The organism is Leisingera sp. ANG-M6 (genome assembly GCF_000813905.1).
Classification (GTDB): domain Bacteria; phylum Pseudomonadota; class Alphaproteobacteria; order Rhodobacterales; family Rhodobacteraceae; genus Leisingera.
In genome coordinates, this window is the sequence record NZ_JWLG01000002.1 from 64964 (window position 1) to 81107 (window position 16144).

At 63.5% G+C, this 16144-nt stretch carries 17 protein-coding genes; 9 read left to right on the top strand and 8 right to left on the bottom strand.

From position 1 onward, the window contains the following. Positions 1-273 precede the first annotated feature (273 nt). A complete protein-coding gene (locus tag RA24_RS00810; RefSeq protein WP_039189075.1) occupies positions 274-1404 on the bottom strand; it encodes a DUF2652 domain-containing protein in 1131 nt (376 codons plus the stop codon). Between the two features lie 179 nt (positions 1405-1583). Here RA24_RS00810 and RA24_RS00815 point away from each other — a divergent pair, with 179 nt between their 5' ends. Then, positions 1584-2399, top strand: a complete 816-nt coding sequence (locus tag RA24_RS00815; RefSeq protein WP_039189079.1) for an alpha/beta hydrolase family esterase — start codon at positions 1584-1586, stop codon at positions 2397-2399. An 89-nt stretch (positions 2400-2488) separates the two neighbouring features. Continuing rightward, a complete protein-coding gene (gene pheT, locus RA24_RS00820) occupies positions 2489-4885 on the top strand; it encodes a phenylalanine--tRNA ligase subunit beta (protein ID WP_039189082.1) in 2397 nt (798 codons plus the stop codon). Between the two features lie 104 nt (positions 4886-4989). On the opposite strand, the gene RA24_RS00825 is transcribed toward pheT, so the two are convergent. Beyond that, positions 4990-5883, bottom strand: coding sequence for a LysR family transcriptional regulator (locus RA24_RS00825; protein ID WP_039189085.1), 894 nt, complete (start codon positions 5881-5883; stop codon positions 4990-4992). Between the two features lie 87 nt (positions 5884-5970). Between RA24_RS00825 and RA24_RS00830 the strand changes: the two genes are divergently transcribed. The 5 genes from RA24_RS00830 to RA24_RS00850 all read left to right on the top strand — a co-directional run bounded on the left by RA24_RS00830 (position 5971) and on the right by RA24_RS00850 (position 8992). After that, complete coding sequence (locus RA24_RS00830; RefSeq protein WP_039189088.1) at positions 5971-6606, top strand: class I SAM-dependent methyltransferase; 636 nt, start codon at positions 5971-5973, stop codon at positions 6604-6606. Positions 6607-6653: 47 nt separating this feature from the next. Beyond that, positions 6654-7316: a phosphoribosyltransferase gene (locus tag RA24_RS00835; RefSeq protein WP_039170475.1), complete on the top strand. Its 663-nt coding sequence runs from the start codon at positions 6654-6656 to the stop codon at positions 7314-7316. Further along, positions 7307-7756, top strand: a complete 450-nt coding sequence (locus tag RA24_RS00840) for a YtoQ family protein (protein ID WP_029205037.1) — start codon at positions 7307-7309, stop codon at positions 7754-7756. The genes RA24_RS00835 and RA24_RS00840 overlap by 10 nt, the downstream gene beginning before the upstream one ends. Continuing rightward, a complete protein-coding gene (locus RA24_RS00845; protein ID WP_019298254.1) occupies positions 7753-8280 on the top strand; it encodes a GNAT family N-acetyltransferase in 528 nt (175 codons plus the stop codon). Before RA24_RS00840 ends, RA24_RS00845 begins: the two co-directional genes overlap by 4 nt. A 175-nt stretch (positions 8281-8455) precedes the next feature. Beyond that, complete coding sequence (locus RA24_RS00850; RefSeq protein ID WP_019298253.1) at positions 8456-8992, top strand: hypothetical protein; 537 nt, start codon at positions 8456-8458, stop codon at positions 8990-8992. Between the two features lie 98 nt (positions 8993-9090). Here the strand turns inward: RA24_RS00850 and RA24_RS00855 are convergent, their stop codons facing one another. The 5 genes from RA24_RS00855 to ald form a co-directional block, all read right to left on the bottom strand. Then, the gene (locus RA24_RS00855; protein ID WP_019298252.1) at positions 9091-9897 is read right to left on the bottom strand and encodes a mechanosensitive ion channel family protein; all 807 of its coding nucleotides are present in this window, start codon (positions 9895-9897) and stop codon (positions 9091-9093) included. Between the two features lie 78 nt (positions 9898-9975). Next, positions 9976-10407, bottom strand: a complete 432-nt coding sequence (gene mscL, locus RA24_RS00860; protein WP_039189089.1) for a large conductance mechanosensitive channel protein MscL — start codon at positions 10405-10407, stop codon at positions 9976-9978. Positions 10408-10553: 146 nt separating this feature from the next. Then, positions 10554-11447, bottom strand: coding sequence for a hypothetical protein (locus RA24_RS00865; RefSeq protein ID WP_039189092.1), 894 nt, complete (start codon positions 11445-11447; stop codon positions 10554-10556). Between the two features lie 193 nt (positions 11448-11640). Beyond that, positions 11641-12237, bottom strand: a complete 597-nt coding sequence (locus RA24_RS00870) for a LysE family translocator (protein WP_039151643.1) — start codon at positions 12235-12237, stop codon at positions 11641-11643. A 138-nt stretch (positions 12238-12375) separates the two neighbouring features. Then, positions 12376-13494: an alanine dehydrogenase gene (gene ald / locus RA24_RS00875; RefSeq protein WP_039151601.1), complete on the bottom strand. Its 1119-nt coding sequence runs from the start codon at positions 13492-13494 to the stop codon at positions 12376-12378. 139 nt (positions 13495-13633) lie between these two features. Here ald and RA24_RS00880 point away from each other — a divergent pair, with 139 nt between their 5' ends. After that, the gene (locus RA24_RS00880) at positions 13634-14092 is read left to right on the top strand and encodes an Lrp/AsnC family transcriptional regulator (RefSeq protein ID WP_008556791.1); all 459 of its coding nucleotides are present in this window, start codon (positions 13634-13636) and stop codon (positions 14090-14092) included. 68 nt (positions 14093-14160) lie between these two features. Here the strand turns inward: RA24_RS00880 and RA24_RS00885 are convergent, their stop codons facing one another. Continuing rightward, entirely contained in the window at positions 14161-15000 is an 840-nt protein-coding gene (locus RA24_RS00885) for a CPBP family intramembrane glutamic endopeptidase (protein WP_039189094.1), read from the bottom strand. A 193-nt stretch (positions 15001-15193) separates the two neighbouring features. Between RA24_RS00885 and ppk2 the strand changes: the two genes are divergently transcribed. After that, entirely contained in the window at positions 15194-16111 is a 918-nt protein-coding gene (gene ppk2 / locus RA24_RS00890) for a polyphosphate kinase 2 (protein ID WP_019298245.1), read from the top strand. Positions 16112-16144 lie beyond the last annotated feature (33 nt).

A 16144-nucleotide genomic window follows, 5' to 3' on the forward strand; every position in this document is an offset into this window, starting at 1 on the left:
GTCAAGTAACGGTGCGATCGGGTTCAGCTCTAAGCGCGGAATCAAGGCCGAGAGGCCGCCGCGCCATCGCTTGCCTCTCGGCGATTGCGAGCAATCGCCTGTCGGCAGTGCATAGCTTTGCAATGCACGAGAGACCGCCCGCACGGGCAGGCGATTTGGATGCGCAAGCGCACCAGTTAGACGTCGTACGGATTGGGCCGGGATAAACTGCCACACACGGCCGTTGGATCGCCTCCCCGCGGTCAGGCGGTGGCGCGGCTTGGCCAGGGCATCTCAGGCAGGCGCTGCCGCTGGTTCGCCGCCCAACCGTTTTCCCAGCGCCTTGATCTTGGCGACCCGGTTTTCCTTGTCAGGAATGATGAAGCCGCGGAGCTTGCGGTTGATCATGCCGGCCATCAGCTTGCCCAGGAGCTTGGGGGAACGCGTCTTGGCATAGCGCAACTTGACCAATGTTCCGCCGCCGACCTCCTCCATCTCGATGGTTTCATACATCATCAGCCCCATCGGCAGGTTGTAGCGGCCGGTGACATATTCGCCGGGGTTCCAGTCCAGCACTTCGTAAGGAAACAGCGCGTCGCCGTGGTAGCAGTGATACATCGTGCCGGGTTCGATCTTGCCCTTGTTGGTGTTCAGCAGGTCCATCCTGTCGGCGCCCAGCCATTCGGTCCGCAGATCGGGGCGGGTGCAGATGGTAAAGGCGATCTCAGGCGAGACGGCCAGCGGGACGATCCATTCGTCAAACAGCAGGTCATCCGTGGCGCCGACAAAGCTGCGCTCGGTTGAGCGGCGGCGCTGCCAGGCCACACGCATGTCGCGCACCACGTACTCAACCGGGCCGATGTGTTCGATGTCCTCGCTGTGAAACTCGCTCTCCTCAAAGAAATCGACCAGATCCATCGCCCGCAGCGCATCGCAGGAAATAAGCGTATAGGCGGTGAGGCCGGTGCGTTCGGTGACCGAGTTCTTGAGCAGCCGGAAGGCGGTGATCACGTCGGGGCCGGCCAGCTCGTTGCTGCCCCTTGTGTCCTGCAGGATGCATTCGCCGTGATGCACCACCAGTTTCAGCTCCAGATCGCCGATCTTGCTGCAGGCATCGCAGGTGCAGCCGGTGTTGAGGATCATTTTCTCCTTTTCGCGGGCGAAAATGCAGTAAAGGCTTTCGGCAAAGTCGAGGATGAACTGCTTGGTCATCACCTCGCTTTCGAAGGCATAGGCAAAGACCGCATCGCCCTGCAGGCCGGAGATCTGAAGCGGTGCGCGGATAGCGGGGATCAGGCTGCCGAAGAGCGCATCGAGGATGCCCTTGGAATGCTCCAGCGGGGTGCCGGCCATGAATTTGGTGTAGCCCGACAGGTCGGCAATGACGAAGAAGGCGTTTTGAACCCCGGAATGCTGATCCGTCATCGGTGTCTCCCTGGCAGTGAGGGGATCAGTATGCGCGAAGATGGGGGAATCTCAAAACATCGCGTGTCGGGAATGTTTGAGGGGTGGGTTGCCAGTTTGTGGCCAGGCATCGGCGCAGCCGCACGCGCCCCACAAACTTGTGACGTGACAGCTGCGGCGTTGTGGCTACCCTAGGGCGAATGATCCGAGCAGTTCTTTCTCTCTCCGCCGCCCTGCTGTGGGCTACTGCCGCTGCCGCCATGGGGCCGTCAAAACCCGCTGAATGCCTTGGCGCAACGCCCTGCGAACTGGGTGACCGCTCCTATCATGTGATGGAGCCGGAGGGCTGGGACGGGACCTCGCCCCTGCCGATTCTGCTGCATTTCCACGGCTGGTCGCGCACCGGGCGCCATGCGCAGAAAAGCGAGCGGGTGGGGGTCTCTGCCAAGCGGCGGGGTGTCTTGCTGGTGACGCCGAACGGGCGCAACAAGACCTGGGATTTCTGGTCCGCGGAAACAGATGACGTTGCTTTTGCCGACCGGGTGCTGGCGGACGTCGCCGAACGTTACCCGGTTGATCCGGATCGCATTTACGTCTCCGGCTACTCCTATGGCTCTGCCATGGCCTGGCGTTATGTCTGCCACAGCGGCAATGATGTGGCGGCTTTGCTGGCGGTGGCAGGCACCATCCAGCAAACTGAGAATTGCACTGAGGCCCCGCGCGAGGTGCGCCATGTGCACGGGCTGAAGGATACGGTGATGGATTTCCCCTATGGCCCCGGCGGCGAGCGGACCTATCCGGTAGCGCTGTGGCGGGCGCGGCTGGGCTGCGGTGCGGCACGGGCGCTGGGGCAGTGGCAGGTGGTAGAGTTCCTCAAGCTGGACCGCACGGTCTGGGCGGGCTGCACGCAAGGGCAGGTGGTGCTGGACACCCATCCCGGCGGTCATTTCATCCCGCATGGCTGGATCGGGCGGCAATTGGATGAGCTTTTGAACCTCACTCCCAGCTATCCTTGAGTGCTGGCGTGCTGAACCCTTGAACCTTGGCGCATTCTTTGCCATTGCCTCAGGTCAAACACGCATGTCTGCCAAGGGGTCCCCGACCGATGAAATTCACGCTTTCCTGGCTGAAAGACCACCTCGACACCGACGCCTCGGTGGAAGAGATCACTGATGCCCTGACCGATCTGGGTCTTGAGGTCGAAGAGGTCGTCAATCCGGCGGACGCGCTGAAGGATTTTACCCTCGGCTATGTGAAACACGCCGAGAAGCACCCGGATGCCGACAAGCTGCGGGTCTGCAAGGTGGACACCGACGAAGGCGAGCTGCAGATCATCTGCGGCGCACCGAACGCGCGCGAAGGCATCACCGTGGTGGTCTGCAAGCCGGGCATGTATATCCCCGGCCTCGACATCACCATCGGCGTCGGCAAGATCCGCGGCATCGAGAGCTTTGGCATGATGGCCTCCGAGCGCGAGCTGGAGCTGTCGGAAGAACATGACGGTATCATCGAGCTGCCCTCCGGCGCGGTTGGCGACAAATTCGTGGACTGGCTGGCGGAGAATGATCCGGCCAAGGTCGATCCGGTGATCGAGATTGCGATCACTCCGAACCGCCCCGATGCGCTGGGCGTCTATGGTATTGCCCGCGACCTGGCAGCGCGCGGCCTCGGCACACTCAAGACCCGCGCGTATGAGGCGATCCCGGGCGACTTCGCAAGCCCGGTCAAGGTCACAATCGACGAGGACACCCTGGACGGCTGCCCGCTGTTTGCGGGCCGGGTGATCAAGGGCGTGAAGAACGGCCCCAGCCCGCAGTGGCTGCAGGACCGGCTGAAGGCGATCGGCCTGCGCCCGATTTCGGCGCTGGTGGACATCACCAACTTCTTCACCTTCGACCAGAACCGCCCACTGCATGTGTTTGATGCCGCCAAGGTCGCGGGCGATCTGCGCGTTCATCGCGCGGTTGGCGGCGAGATGCTGAAGGCGCTCGATGAGAAGGAATACACCTTCGGCGCGGGCCAGATGGTGATCTCCGATGCCAATGGTCCCGAGAGCATCGGCGGCATCATGGGCGGCGAGGAGACCGGCTGCACCGAGGAAACCGTGGATGTGTTCCTGGAGAGCGCGTTCTGGGATCACGTGCAGATCGCCATGGCGGGCCGGGCGCTCAAGATCAACTCCGATGCGCGCTACCGCTTTGAGCGCGGCGTCGATCCGGAATACACCATCGAGGGCCTGCACCGCGCGACCCAGATGATCCTGGACCTGTGCGGCGGCGAGCCGTCCGAGGTCGTGATCGCGGGCGACGTGCCGGATCATTCCCGCGCGTACAAGCTGGATGCGGATCGTGTGCAATCGCTGGTGGGGATGGAAATTCCGGAAAGCGACCAGCGCCAGACCCTGACCCGCCTGGGCTTCCGTCTGGAGGGCAGCATGGCGCATGTGCCTAGCTGGCGCCCGGACGTGCAGGGCGAGGCCGACCTGGTGGAAGAAGTCGCGCGGATTGCTTCGCTGACCAAGCTGGTGGGCAAGCCGCTGCCGCGGCTGACCGATGGCATCCCGAAGCCGGTGATGACACCGCAGCAGCGCCGCCAGCAGATGGCACGCCGCACCTGCGCCAGCCTCGGCTACAACGAAGTTGTCAGCTACAGCTTCATCGACAAGGCCTCTGCTGCGCTGTTCGGCGGCGGCGATGATGCCACAATGCTGGCCAACCCGATCTCTTCCGAGATGTCGCATATGCGCCCGGACCTGCTGGCAGGCCTGCTGCAGGCTGCGGCCCGCAACCAGGCGCGCGGCTTCATGGACCTGGCGCTGTTCGAGGCAGGCCCTGCTTTCACCGGCGGTGAGCCGGGCGAGCAGGTCAATCAGATTGCGGGCCTGCTGGTTGGCCGCACCGGGCCCAAGGACGTGCATGGGGCCTCGCGCGCAGTGGATCTTTATGATGCCAAGTCCGACATCGAGGCGGTTCTGGCGGCCATCGGCGCCCCGGCCAAGGTGCAGGTCCTGCGCGAAGGTGCCGCCTGGTGGCACCCGGGCCGCCATGGCCGCATCTGTCTGGGGCCGAAAAAGACCCTCGGCGTCTTTGGCGAGCTGCACCCGAAGGTGCTGAAGGAGATGGGCATCAAGGGGGCCGCCGTGGCCTTCACCATCTTCCCGGATGAGATTCCGCTGCCGCGCAAATCCTCTGCCACCCGCCCGGCGCTGGCAATCAGCGATCTGCAGGCCGTGGAGCGGGACTTTGCCTTTGTCGTCGATGATAGCGTCGAAGCGCTGACCCTGGTCAATGCCGCGGCAGGTGCCGATAAGGCGCTGATCGAGGATGTGCGCGTCTTTGACGAGTTCATCGGCGGCTCTCTGGGTGAGGGCAAGAAGTCGCTGGCCATCACCGTGCGGCTGCAGCCCAGCGATCAGACGCTGAAGGAAAAAGACATCGAGGCGGTGAGCGAGAAGATCATCGCCAAGGTGACCAAGGCCACCGGCGGTACCCTGCGCGGGTGACGGCTTGCCCAAGGCTTTTGAGAAAAAGCCTTGGCAAAAGTTTTGAGGAAAACTTTTAGGCGGCTCCCGGTTCAGGGGTCGCCCTTTTCCTTTGCGGCGGCGGTTCAGAAGCGCATCTTCAGCCCGGTCAGGTAGTCGGCCAAAATGTCGAACACCAGGCGGATGCGGCGGCTTGTGTGCAGCTCGCGGTGGGTGGCCAGCCACAACGGGAACTCCAGCGTTGGCAAATCTTCCAGGTCCAAGGGCTCCACGTCGGGGCTCTTGCGGGCGATGGCGTCCAGCATCGGCACAATGCCGAAGCCCTGCCGCACCAGTTCCCAGGCCGCGAGGCCGCTTGTGGAGCCGACGGGGAAGTTCTCTTCGCTCAGCCGGATGCCGAGCGGCTCCAAGTAGCCGAGGAACTGAGGAATGTCGCCGAAGGACACGAAATCATGGGTGCTGAGGTCGGCGCGGCTGCGCGGGGTGCCGCGGCGTTCCAGATAGCTGCGGGCGGCATAGAAGCGGGCAGTGGTGTCCTGCATCTTGCGGGCGATCAGCTCCGGCTGCTCCGGGCGGACGTGGCGGACGGCAATATCGGCTTCGCGCCGCTGCAGGTCGCGGATGTCGTCCGCGGCAACAATCTCAATCCGCAGCCGCGGCGCCTGCTGGCGCAGCCGCTCCAGCACCCCGGGCAGGATATGGGCCGAGATGCCGTCGCTGGCGGTGATGCGCACCAGCCCTTCGATGGTCTGCGCCTGGCCGGTTGCCGCAAGGGCCAGCCCGTCGGCGGCTTCCCCCATCCTGCGGCTGTGCGCCAGCAGTTCCCGCCCGGCTTCGGTCAGGGCCAGCGAGCGGCCCAGCCGTTCGAACAGCAGCACGCCCAGCTCTGCCTCCAGTGCCGCAACCTGGCGCGACAATGTCGGCTGGGTGAGACCAAGCTTGCGTGCTGCTGCCGACAGTGAGCCGGTTTCAGCGGTGGCGAGAAAGGCACGGATATGGTTCCAGTCGGGGCTAATCATGCAAATACGTATAACACCCCTGCGGATTTCGGCAATTTATCCGTGGTTAATGTATAGATAGGGTGCGGGCAGCCAAGGAGACATGCGATGACCGCTGATGCCCGCTTTTGGAACAAGATCGCCCCGAAATACGCCAAGTCCAAGATCCGCGACATGGACGCCTACCGCTATGCGCTGGAGCGGACACGGTCCTATCTCAAGGCGGAGGATGCCGTGCTGGAACTGGGCTGCGGCACCGGCTCCACCGCCATTGAGCTGGCCAGCGGCGTCTCCAAAATTCTTGCAACCGATCTGTCTGAGGCGATGCTGGAGGTCGGCCGAGAGCGGGCTTGGGATGCAGGTGCCGGCAATGTCGAGTTTCAATGCTGCAGTGCCGGGCAGGCGCCTGAGGGGCCGTTTGATGCGGTCCTGGCGCATAACCTGCTGCATCTGCTGCCGGATCTGGAGGAGGTCCTGGACGGCGTCGCGGCACGGGTGAAGCCCGGCGGGCTGTTCATCTCAAAGACTCCCTGCTTGGGCGAAATGCGGGGCAGCTGGAAATACTGGCTGTTTTCGGCCGCCATTCCGCTGATGCGGCTGGCAGGCAAGGCGCCCAGCTTTGTGGACTTCATCGATATCCGCAGGCTGGAGGCCGCGGTGCAAAGGGCAGGGTTCGAGATCATCGAGACCGGGAACTACCCGGCCGATACCCCCGGGCGCTACCTGGTGGCGCGGCGGCGCTGAGGTTTGCCTTTGCAGCTTCCGCGCTAGGTAACGGGGTGGAGGCCGAAATGTTCGAGGACCGGATTTCCGCCGGGCTTCAGCTGGCCAAGGAACTGGCTGAACTGCCGATGACGGACCCCGTGGTGCTGGCGCTGCCGCGGGGCGGGGTGCCTGTGGCACTTCCCATTGCGCAGCAGCTGGGCGCGCCTCTGGATCTGATCCTGATCCGCAAGATCGGCATGCCCTCCAACCCGGAGCTGGCTGCGGGGGCCTTGGCCGAAGGCAGCAATCCCATTTTCAACGGTGCTCTGCTGAAGGCCACGGGTATGAGGTCAGAGGATTTTGCCGCCCAGGTCGCCGAAGCGCGGGAGGAGAACGCCGCCCGCCGCGCCCGCTATCTGCAAGGGCGCGACCCGATCGTGCTGGAAGGGCGCACCGTGATCGTGGTGGACGACGGGATTGCCACCGGCGCTACCTTTATGGCGGCACATTTCTGGCTGAAGGAACGTAAGCCCGCGAATGTGATCCTGGCGGTTCCTGTTGCGCCGCCGGAAGCGGTGGACGAACTGCGTCCCTTGGTGGATACTCTGGTCTGTTTGCTGAGCCCCAGGGAGTTTTGGGCGGTCGGCGCGCATTACAGGGATTTTACGCAAACCAGCGATGACGAGGTCATGGCCGCACTGGCCGCGGCCCCGGACGCTGGCGCAGGAAAGGACAAGACGTGGCATTGAATGTTTATCTCTCGGGCGAGATTCACACGGACTGGCGGGAACAGATCGTTGAGGGTGCAAAAGGGCTGGAGGTGAGCTTCAGCGCACCAGTGACGGATCACGATGCCAGCGATGATTGCGGCGTGGCGGTGCTGGGGGCCGAAGAGAACAAGTACTGGCACGACCACAAGGGCGCGATGGTCAACGCGATCCGCACCCGCAAGGGGATTGCGGACGCCGATGTCGTGGTCGTGCGCTTTGGGGACAAGTACAAGCAGTGGAACGCGGCCTTTGACGCGGGCTATGCCGCGGCGCTGGGCAAGTCGATCATCGTGCTCAGCCCGCCGGAGCATCAGCATGCGCTGAAAGAGGTTCATGCCGCTGCGCTGGCGGTGGCAGAGGAGCCGCGCCAGGTGGTCGAAATCCTCACCTATGTGCTGACCGGCAAGCTGCCTGCATGACACCTCCCGTGCTTGAGACGGAACGGCTGATCCTGCGCCCGCACGGGGTGCAGGATTTCGAAGCCGTGGCGGCACTTTGGGCGGAGCCGGAGGTGGTGCGTTTCATCTCCGGGACACCCTCGGCGCCGGAGGAAAGCTGGACAAGGCTGCTGCGTTACATCGGTCACTGGCAGGCGCTGGGCTATGGCTACTGGGCGGTGACCCTGCGGGAGAGTGGCCGGTTCATCGGCGAGGTGGGTTTTGCCGACTACCAGCGCAGCATGGAGCCGCCGCTGGCAGGGGTGCCGGAAGCGGGCTGGGTGCTGGCGCCGGAAGTGCATGGGCGGGGAATGGCTACCGAAGCGGTTGGGTGCATCCACGAGTGGGCGGCAGAGGCCACGGACTGGGCGGAAACCGCCTGCATCTTCGATCCGGCCCATACGGTGTCGCACCGGGTGGCGCTGAAGCTGGGGTATGCACCTGCGGGCGAGGCCCTGTATCGGGGCAACCCAACTTTGGTCATGAAACGGCCTGTCAGCCGGTGAAGCTGGAAACATTCCTGTATTTCAATGTTTTGCGGTGTTCGAATTGCACTTGGAAAAGCTGTGATCGCTGGAACGGAGCAACGGTTCTTTAACGGGAGCGGGCTAGTTTTCCCGTGACAAATAATAGATCGAAATGGCACCGCTCTCTCCGGAGGGCGGTGATCGGGACTGCTGAATGACGAACCGCCGCCGCCCTCCCATGCAAGTCACCCCGCTGGTCGAAGATGCGGGGCTGTTCAAGCGCGAGGTGCGCGATGTGCCGGTGGAGCTGGTGCCGGTGTTCAGCCGTAACAACCGCGGCGATCTGGTGGTGAAGGGGCTGGTCAGCCCGGGCGCCGAGATTGAGGTGATCTTTGCCGGCCGCCGCCTGCGCGAAGCGGCCAGCCTGGTGGAGCGGATGAGAAAGCTGCGGGCACAGGGCGCGCGTGCCGCCCTGAACGGCCATCAGGCGATGATGCAGATCCGCCAGCTGCGGCTGCCGGTGCAGGTGCGTGGCACCTGGCGCTTCCGGTTTCAGCCAGACGCTTCCGGCTGGGAAGTGAAGAGCTACCAGCTTATTGCGGCGCAGTGGGCGTTTACCGATCTTGAGGGGTACAAGGTGCTGGCCGGCTGGCCGCCGGCAGAACCTGAAAACAGAGTGCAGGACCGCGCGCGGGAGGCCAGAGCCCGGAATGCGGCTGTTCGCGCTATGCAGGCCGCGCGGGAACGTTGATCTCCTGAACCCGGAACGCGGAAACGCCCCGCCAAAGGCGGGGCGCCAGGCCCAACGGGGTGCGGCCCCGGCAGGGGCCAAAGTCAGGCGGGAGCGCCTCAGCCCGCTTTCTTGATTTCCACCGCATGGGGGTAGGGGATGGAAATGCCCTTGGCATCAAAGGCTTCCTTCACGCCCTGAGTGAGGGCGAATTTCACCTCCCAGTAATCATCCGCCTTGCACCAGACCCGCGCTGTGAGATCGACCGAGCTGTCGCCCAGGTTGGTGACCCGCACCCAGGGTTCCGGATCTTGCAGAACCCGTGCGTCTGCGGTGGCCTGTGCCAGAATGACCGCCTTGGCGGTGTCGGCGCTGTCGCCATAGTCGATGCCGAACACCAGGTCGACACGGCGGGTAGGGTGGTGCGAGAAGTTGGTGATAACCGAGCCCCAGGCCTGGCCGTTGGGGACGATGATCTGCACGTTGTCCGGTGTTGCCAGCTCGGTCACGAACAGGTTCACGTCCTTCACTGTGCCGGCGGTGCCGCCGATGTCCACATACTGGCCGATCTTGTAAGGGCGGAACAGGATCAGCATAAAGCCCGCCGCCAGATCGCTAAGCGTGCCCTGCAGCGCCAGGCCGATCGCCAGTGTGGCGGCGCCCAGCATCGCTACCAGGCTGGTGGCCTGAATGCCGAAGATGCCGAGGATGGCGACCAGCACCACCGCCAGCAGCGCCCAGCGGATCATGCTGGCAGCGAAATTGCCGAGCGTCGGGTCGATCTGCGGGGTCCTGTTGATGCGGTTGCGTACTGCGCCGCTGATCCAGCCGGTGGCGATCCAGCCGAGGATCAGCACCACCAGCGCCTTGACGCCGCTTACCAGCAGCGGCCAGTAGGCCCCGGCCTGTTCAATCAATTGTTCCATCAGTTTCAATCCCTTGCAAACGCGCTAAAGGAGCGGAAGCCCGCCCCTTTGCAATTCCTTGATGCCGGTGCACCGGCGTTATTTTTTCAGCGAGTCGCGGATTTCCAGCAGCACGTCAAGTTCTGTCGGCCCGGCGGGCGCTTCCTCTGCCGGAGCCTCTTCCTGCCTCTCCATCGCGTCGCGGGCGCGGTTCACGGACTTGACCAGCAGGAACACCACCCAGGCGATGATCAGGAAGTTCAGCACCGCCATCAGGAAGGAGCCGTAGGCAAAGACCGAGGCACCGGCTTCGCGCGCGGCCTCCAGCGAGCTGTAGCTGGCGCCATCGCCACCCAGCACGGCGAAGTTGTTGGTGAAATCCACCCCGCCGGTGAACAGGCCGATGATCGGGTTGATCAGATCATCAACCATGGACTTCACGATCGCGGTGAAAGCGGCTCCGATAATGACCCCCACCGCCATATCCATCACATTGCCCTTGGCAATGAAGGCCTTGAACTCGTCCAGCATATCCGTTTCCTTTCCATCCCTGCCGCGCTGTTTATGCGCTTCAGGCTAGGAGCGGCGTTTCACTCTGTAAACGGGGAATATCAGGCTGGAAACGCCTCAACCGCAGGGCGGCATAAGGGGCGGCCGCCGGGCCGCCCCTGGGGAGATCATAGCAGCTCGAATTCGTCTGCACCCAGATCCTCTTCAGCCTCCGGATCTGCCTCTGCGTGATCCTCCAAACTCAGTGCTGCCATCAGGTCCTGACCGGCCAGGTCTCCGGTGGCTTCGAGAGCGTCGTCATAGGCGGCCAGCAGGTCGTCCGCACTTTGGAAGCCGCCCTCCGGCGCGTCGATGCGGAACAGCTCTTCCTGCGCGCCGTCCTCTCCGGTTCCGTAAAACACCACCGACTGCACAGCAGGCAGGTCACCGCCGATATCTTCCGACAGGAAGTAGGACAGGTAGTTGTCAAACGTCGGTTCCGTGCCTTCGGGCAGGGCGGGGATGCTGTAGGGGTTCGGGTCCGGTTCTTCGTCCAGGATGAAGGTGCCGCCCAGCGGGTCGCCGGAGTCCGAGAACACCTCGCCGAAGAAGACCTTCTCATAAGTGGGCTCTTCCGGGTCCTCGGGCTCTTCCGGCTCCTCCGGATCGCCGCTCACGCCTTTGATGGAGCCTGCGTCATTGGTGGTGGAGGTGGCGCGGATGCCGAAAATGTCGATCTCGTCCAGGCTTTCGATGTCCAGCGAGACCGTCATCGTGTCACCGGTCTGCAGGTAGGTTTCCTTATCTTCGCCCTCCGGCCCCAGGCCGGGGTTGCTCAGCTCCGTGGCTTCGTCCCATTGCACCTTTTCGCCGTCCAGGCGGGTGCCGTTCATGTTCAGCGGGCCGCTCAGAGACACGCTGGAGCCGGAAAAATCATCATCCCCGAAATAGATGGCGTTCACGTCCATGGCGCCTTCGTCGACGGTGATGTCAGCAAAGAATTCGCCGTTTTCCTCGTAAACGGTGACGGTGTAGGCAAGGCCGTCCACCGCGTAGGTAAAGATCTTGGAAGTCTCGGGCATTGATTTGCTTTCACTCGTGACCGGAAATGGTTGCGCAGGCTTGCCCTGCCGGCCGCTGCTGTCCGGACATGCCGCAATTTCACAAATTTGCCTCATTTTTAACAAAATTGAGGTGAGCTAAAAACCACCTCTGCGGGAACAAAGCTGGCTGATTGTCTCCATTGGATAAACGGCAAATGAGTCGTTCCGGTCTTCAGGGCAGCAGCATCCAGACCGCAACCGCCGCCAGAACGGCGCCGAACAGCACATTCAGCCGACGGGCGCCGGCGGAGGTTCGGAACAGCTTGGCGATCCTGCCGCCGGCCAGGGCCCAGACCGTGAAGGCCAGCAGGTTGTTGAGAGTGAAGACGGTTGTGATCAGCAGCACCGGCAGCAGCCGGCCGTCCTCCTCCTGGGCCAGGAACTGCGAGAACATCAGCGCGATGATCACGTAGGCCTTGGGGTTCAGCACCAACAGCACCGCGCCATCTGTGAAACCGGCCGGCTGCGGCTCCTGTGCGCCGCTCAGCACCCCGGCCCGGACCAGTTTCCAGGCGAGCCACAGGACATAGAGAGAACCTGCGGTCTTGAGCACCGCAAACAGCTGCGGCGCCTGGTCCATCACTGTCAGGAAGCCCAGCCCGATCGCAGCTGTCACGATCCAGGTCGCCAGGTGGTAGCCTGCATTGGCCGGAACCGTTGCAGCAAAGCCGAAGCGCGCGGCATTGGCGGCAAAGAACAGGTTGCCGGGACCGGGGCTGTAGGCCAGCGGAAACAGAAACACGATCAGAGCGGCGGCGGTCTGGAGCATCTGGAAAACCTCTTGGTGCGGCTCCAGAAACGCCATTTCCGCAGGTCCGGTCGATCCGGTTCTTGCGTAAAGGGGCACAGAAAAAGCCCCGCCGGTTTGGCGGGGCTTTCTTTGGATTTCCTGCTTTACAGCGGGAAGTTACATTTTGATTGCGTCTTCCGCAGAGATGCAGTCCAGGCCCAGGGCCTCGCCGACCGCGGCATAGGTCAGCTTGCCTGCGTGCACGTTCAGGCCGTTCAGCAGGTGACGGTCGTCTGCGCAGGCCTGACGCCAGCCCTTGTTGGCCAGGTTCAGCATGAACGGCAGGGTCGCGTTGCCCAGTGCCTGGGTCGAGGTGCGCGCAACGGCGCCCGGCATGTTGGCCACGCAGTAGTGCATGATGCCGTCGACTTCATAGATCGGGTCTGCGTGGGTGGTTGCCTTGGAGGTCTCGAAGCAGCCGCCCTGGTCGATGGCGACGTCCACCAGCACTGCGCCCGGCTTCATCTCAGAGAGCTGAGCACGGGACACCAGTTTCGGGGCTGCCGCACCAGGGACCAGAACCGCACCGATCACCATGTCAGCGTCGCGCACCAGCTCAGCGGTGGCGCCGGCGGTGGAGTACTGGTTCTTGAACGTGCGGCCGAAGACGTCGTCCAGGTACTTCAGGCGGGTCAGCGAACGGTCGAGGATGGTGACATCCGCGCCCATGCCAGCCGCGATCTTGGCTGCATGGGTGCCGACAACACCGCCGCCGATCACCACGACCTTGGCCGGGGCCACGCCGGGTACGCCGCCCATCAGCACGCCGCGGCCGCCGTTGGCCTTCTGCAGGGTGTACGAGCCAACCTGCGGCGCCAGACGGCCGGCCACTTCCGACATCGGCGCCAGCAGCGGCAGGCCGCCGCGGTCGTCGGTGACGGTCTCGTAAGCGATTGCGGTACAACCGCTTTCCAGCAGGTCGTGGGTCTGTGCCGGATCGGGTGCCAGGTGCAGGTAGGTGAACAGCAGCTGGCCTTCGCGCAGCATCTTGCGCTCAACCGCCTGGGGTTCCTTCACCTTGACGATCATGTCGGCGGTGGCAAAGATTTCCTCGGCAGTGTCCAGGATCACGGCACCGGCGGAGACATAGTCCTCGTCGGTGAAGCCTGCGCCCAGGCCGGCGCCTTGCTGGATGACAACCTCGTGGCCGCGCAGGACGGCCTCGCGGGCGGCGTCCGGGGTCATGCCGACGCGGAATTCCTGCGGTTTGATTTCGGTGGGGCAGCCGATTTTCATCTGAGTATCTCCTCAAAACTCTCTGCGGTCATATTGCCGCAGGCGGCCCGGAATGTGCTGCTTATTTGGGCAGAATAAAAACATGCGTTTCGAAGATTCTTCGCGTAATATGGCAGGACACAGCAAGGATCTTCGCAAAATGTCGCTGGACGAAACAGATCGTCGCATACTCTCGGTTCTGCAAAAGCAGGGGCGCATCTCCAACGCGGACTTGTCGGAGCGGGTGAACCTGTCGGCCTCGGCCTGCCACAGGCGGGTGCAGCGGCTGGAGGCGGAGGGTTATATCCGTGATTATGTCGCGCTCCTGGACGCGCGCAAGATGAACGTGCCGTCGACGGTGTTTGTGGAGATCACACTGTCGGGCCAGGCGGACGAAGTTCTGGACGCGTTCGAGAAGGCGGTGTCGCGGATTCCGGATGTGCTGGAGTGCCATCTGATGGCGGGGACGGCGGATTACATCCTCAAGGTGGTGGCGGAGAACACCGAGGATTTCGCCCGCATCCACCGCCAGCATCTGGCGCGGCTTCCGGGGGTGGCGCAGATGCAGTCGAGCTTTGCATTGCGCACGGTGTTCAAGACCACGGCGCTGCCGGTCTGAGGCAGGATATTGGGGGGTGGCATGCGTGCACCCCCTGTGCACCCCTTGTGCACCGGTAAGGCGGATTTTCAGGCCGGACCGGGGTAAGTGAACAGCAAAAGGTGGGTGAGGTTGAAGGCAAAGTGCATCGCAACCGGCACGTAAAACCGCCCCGCGCCCCAATAGCCCAGCCCGCAGGCCAGCCCCAGTAGCGCGGCGAATGCGGCCACTGCAGGACCGGCGCCGATGTGGGCGAGGCCGAACAGCAGGCTGGCGGCGGCGATGCCTGCCGCCGGGCCGAAGCGGCGGCTGAGGCCTTGCTGCAGGTAGCCGCGGAAGAAGGCTTCCTCTGCCAGGCAGGTGAGCAGCAGGTTTGAGGCCATCCACAGGAGGAGCCAGTCCGGCAGCGACGGCTCCAGTTCCAGCGCGCCGGTGAGCAGGGCCAGCGGCAGCAGGGCGGCGAGGATCAGAAGGCCGGAGATCAAGGCGCGCCTGCCTGCCGGATCATTGCGCTGCAACAGGGCAGGCCAGGCCAGCAGCAGAGCGAAGACCACCAGCGGCTTGTCGAGGTTCAGGTGCAGGGAGTAGGGCGCGCTGGCGGGACCGGCCTGCACCTGGTCCAGGATCAGAAGGTTGCGCACTCCCGGCAGCAGATGTGCGCCAAGCGCCAGCGACCACAGCACCAGCACCGCGTGGCCGATCAGCCTGGCGGGGCCGCGGGTGCGGGGGATGAAGGCGGCAAACAGCAGGCCGGTGGCCAGCGCCATCAGCGCGATTGGTTCCAAATGCCCGAGGGCCAAAGCAACGCCGCCGAAGACCGCGAGCAGGGCAAAGGCCAGTCCGCGCTGGCCGCTCCAGCCTGCAGCAAGCGCTGCCATCAGGATCAGCCAGGGCCAGGTTTGGGGCAGGGAGGATAGAACAAAGCTCATGGCGTGCACATAAACCGCTCATCTGCCCGGTTTCCAGCAGGTGGCGCAGGGGCATTGCTCTTTTTGCGCTTGAACCTGCCCGGGAATTCCGCTTGCCTTAAAGGGAGCTGCAGCCGGGCGGGTGACATCAAGCCGTCATATGGAACCGCTAGAAAGCAGCACTTGCACCAGCTGACAAGGAAGGAACCCGCCCGTGACCCGCGAATTTGAAACCGCCTCCCTCGACTGGCTGGAAGCGGAACTGCAGGACACGCTGGACGAGGACATCGAGATCGAGTTTTCCGAGCCGATGCTGAGCCAGGAGATCCGCAAGGTCTACCGCGAGCAGCACCCGGAGATGCTGGACCGGCAGGTTTATTTCCGCAACCTGCTGCGGCTGCAGGCGGAGCTGATTAAGGTGCAGGACTGGGTGCAGCACACCGGCGCCAAGGTCTGCATTCTGATGGAAGGCCGCGACAGCGCCGGCAAGGGCGGGGTAATCAAGCGGATCACCCAGCGGCTGGACCCGCGGGTGGCGCGGGTTGTGGCACTGCCGGCGCCGAACCGCCGCGAGCAAAGCCAGTGGTATTTCCAGCGCTATGTGCCGCATCTGCCCGCAGGCGGTGAGATCGTGCTGTTCGACCGCTCCTGGTATAACCGGGCCGGCGTTGAGCGGGTGATGGGCTTTGCCAGCGAAGACCAGGTCGAACAGTTCTTTCAGGACGTTCCCGAATTCGAGCGGATGCTGGTGCGCTCTGGCATTATCCTGCTGAAGTACTGGTTCTCGATCACCGATGAGGAACAGCAGCTGCGGTTTTTGATGCGCATCCACGACCCGATGAAACAGTGGAAACTGTCGCCGATGGATCTGGAGAGCCGGATCCGCTGGGAACAGTACACCAAGGCCAAGGAGGCGATGTTCAAGCGCACAAACATCCCCGAGGCGCCCTGGTACATTGTCGAGGGCAACGACAAGAAGCGCGAGCGGCTGAACTGCATCGAGCACCTGCTGACCAAGATTCCTTATGAAGAGGTGCAGCACGAGAAGGTCGAGCTGCCGGACCGCAAGTACAATCCGGATTACGAGCGCCAGGTGCTGCCGGATGAACTGTATGTGCCTAAGATCTACTGAGACATGACGGAACAGCAGAAAGGGGCGTGCCTA

Excerpts from the sequence above, each read along its gene's own strand:
- RA24_RS00810 (WP_039189075.1), bottom strand. The coding sequence starts at position 1,404 with ATGACGGATCAGCATTCCGGGGTTCAAAACGCCTTCTTCGTCATTGCC.
- RA24_RS00815 (WP_039189079.1), top strand. The coding sequence starts at position 1,584 with ATGATCCGAGCAGTTCTTTCTCTCTCCGCCGCCCTGCTGTGGGCTACT.
- pheT (WP_039189082.1), top strand. The coding sequence starts at position 2,489 with ATGAAATTCACGCTTTCCTGGCTGAAAGACCACCTCGACACCGACGCC.
- RA24_RS00825 (WP_039189085.1), bottom strand. The coding sequence starts at position 5,883 with ATGATTAGCCCCGACTGGAACCATATCCGTGCCTTTCTCGCCACCGCT.
- RA24_RS00830 (WP_039189088.1), top strand. The coding sequence starts at position 5,971 with ATGACCGCTGATGCCCGCTTTTGGAACAAGATCGCCCCGAAATACGCC.
- RA24_RS00835 (WP_039170475.1), top strand. The coding sequence starts at position 6,654 with ATGTTCGAGGACCGGATTTCCGCCGGGCTTCAGCTGGCCAAGGAACTG.
- RA24_RS00845 (WP_019298254.1), top strand. The coding sequence starts at position 7,753 with ATGACACCTCCCGTGCTTGAGACGGAACGGCTGATCCTGCGCCCGCAC.
- RA24_RS00850 (WP_019298253.1), top strand. The coding sequence starts at position 8,456 with ATGACGAACCGCCGCCGCCCTCCCATGCAAGTCACCCCGCTGGTCGAA.
- RA24_RS00855 (WP_019298252.1), bottom strand. The coding sequence starts at position 9,897 with ATGGAACAATTGATTGAACAGGCCGGGGCCTACTGGCCGCTGCTGGTA.
- mscL (WP_039189089.1), bottom strand. The coding sequence starts at position 10,407 with ATGCTGGACGAGTTCAAGGCCTTCATTGCCAAGGGCAATGTGATGGAT.
- RA24_RS00865 (WP_039189092.1), bottom strand. The coding sequence starts at position 11,447 with ATGCCCGAGACTTCCAAGATCTTTACCTACGCGGTGGACGGCCTTGCC.
- RA24_RS00870 (WP_039151643.1), bottom strand. The coding sequence starts at position 12,237 with ATGCTCCAGACCGCCGCCGCTCTGATCGTGTTTCTGTTTCCGCTGGCC.
- ald (WP_039151601.1), bottom strand. The coding sequence starts at position 13,494 with ATGAAAATCGGCTGCCCCACCGAAATCAAACCGCAGGAATTCCGCGTC.
- RA24_RS00880 (WP_008556791.1), top strand. The coding sequence starts at position 13,634 with ATGTCGCTGGACGAAACAGATCGTCGCATACTCTCGGTTCTGCAAAAG.
- RA24_RS00885 (WP_039189094.1), bottom strand. The coding sequence starts at position 15,000 with ATGAGCTTTGTTCTATCCTCCCTGCCCCAAACCTGGCCCTGGCTGATC.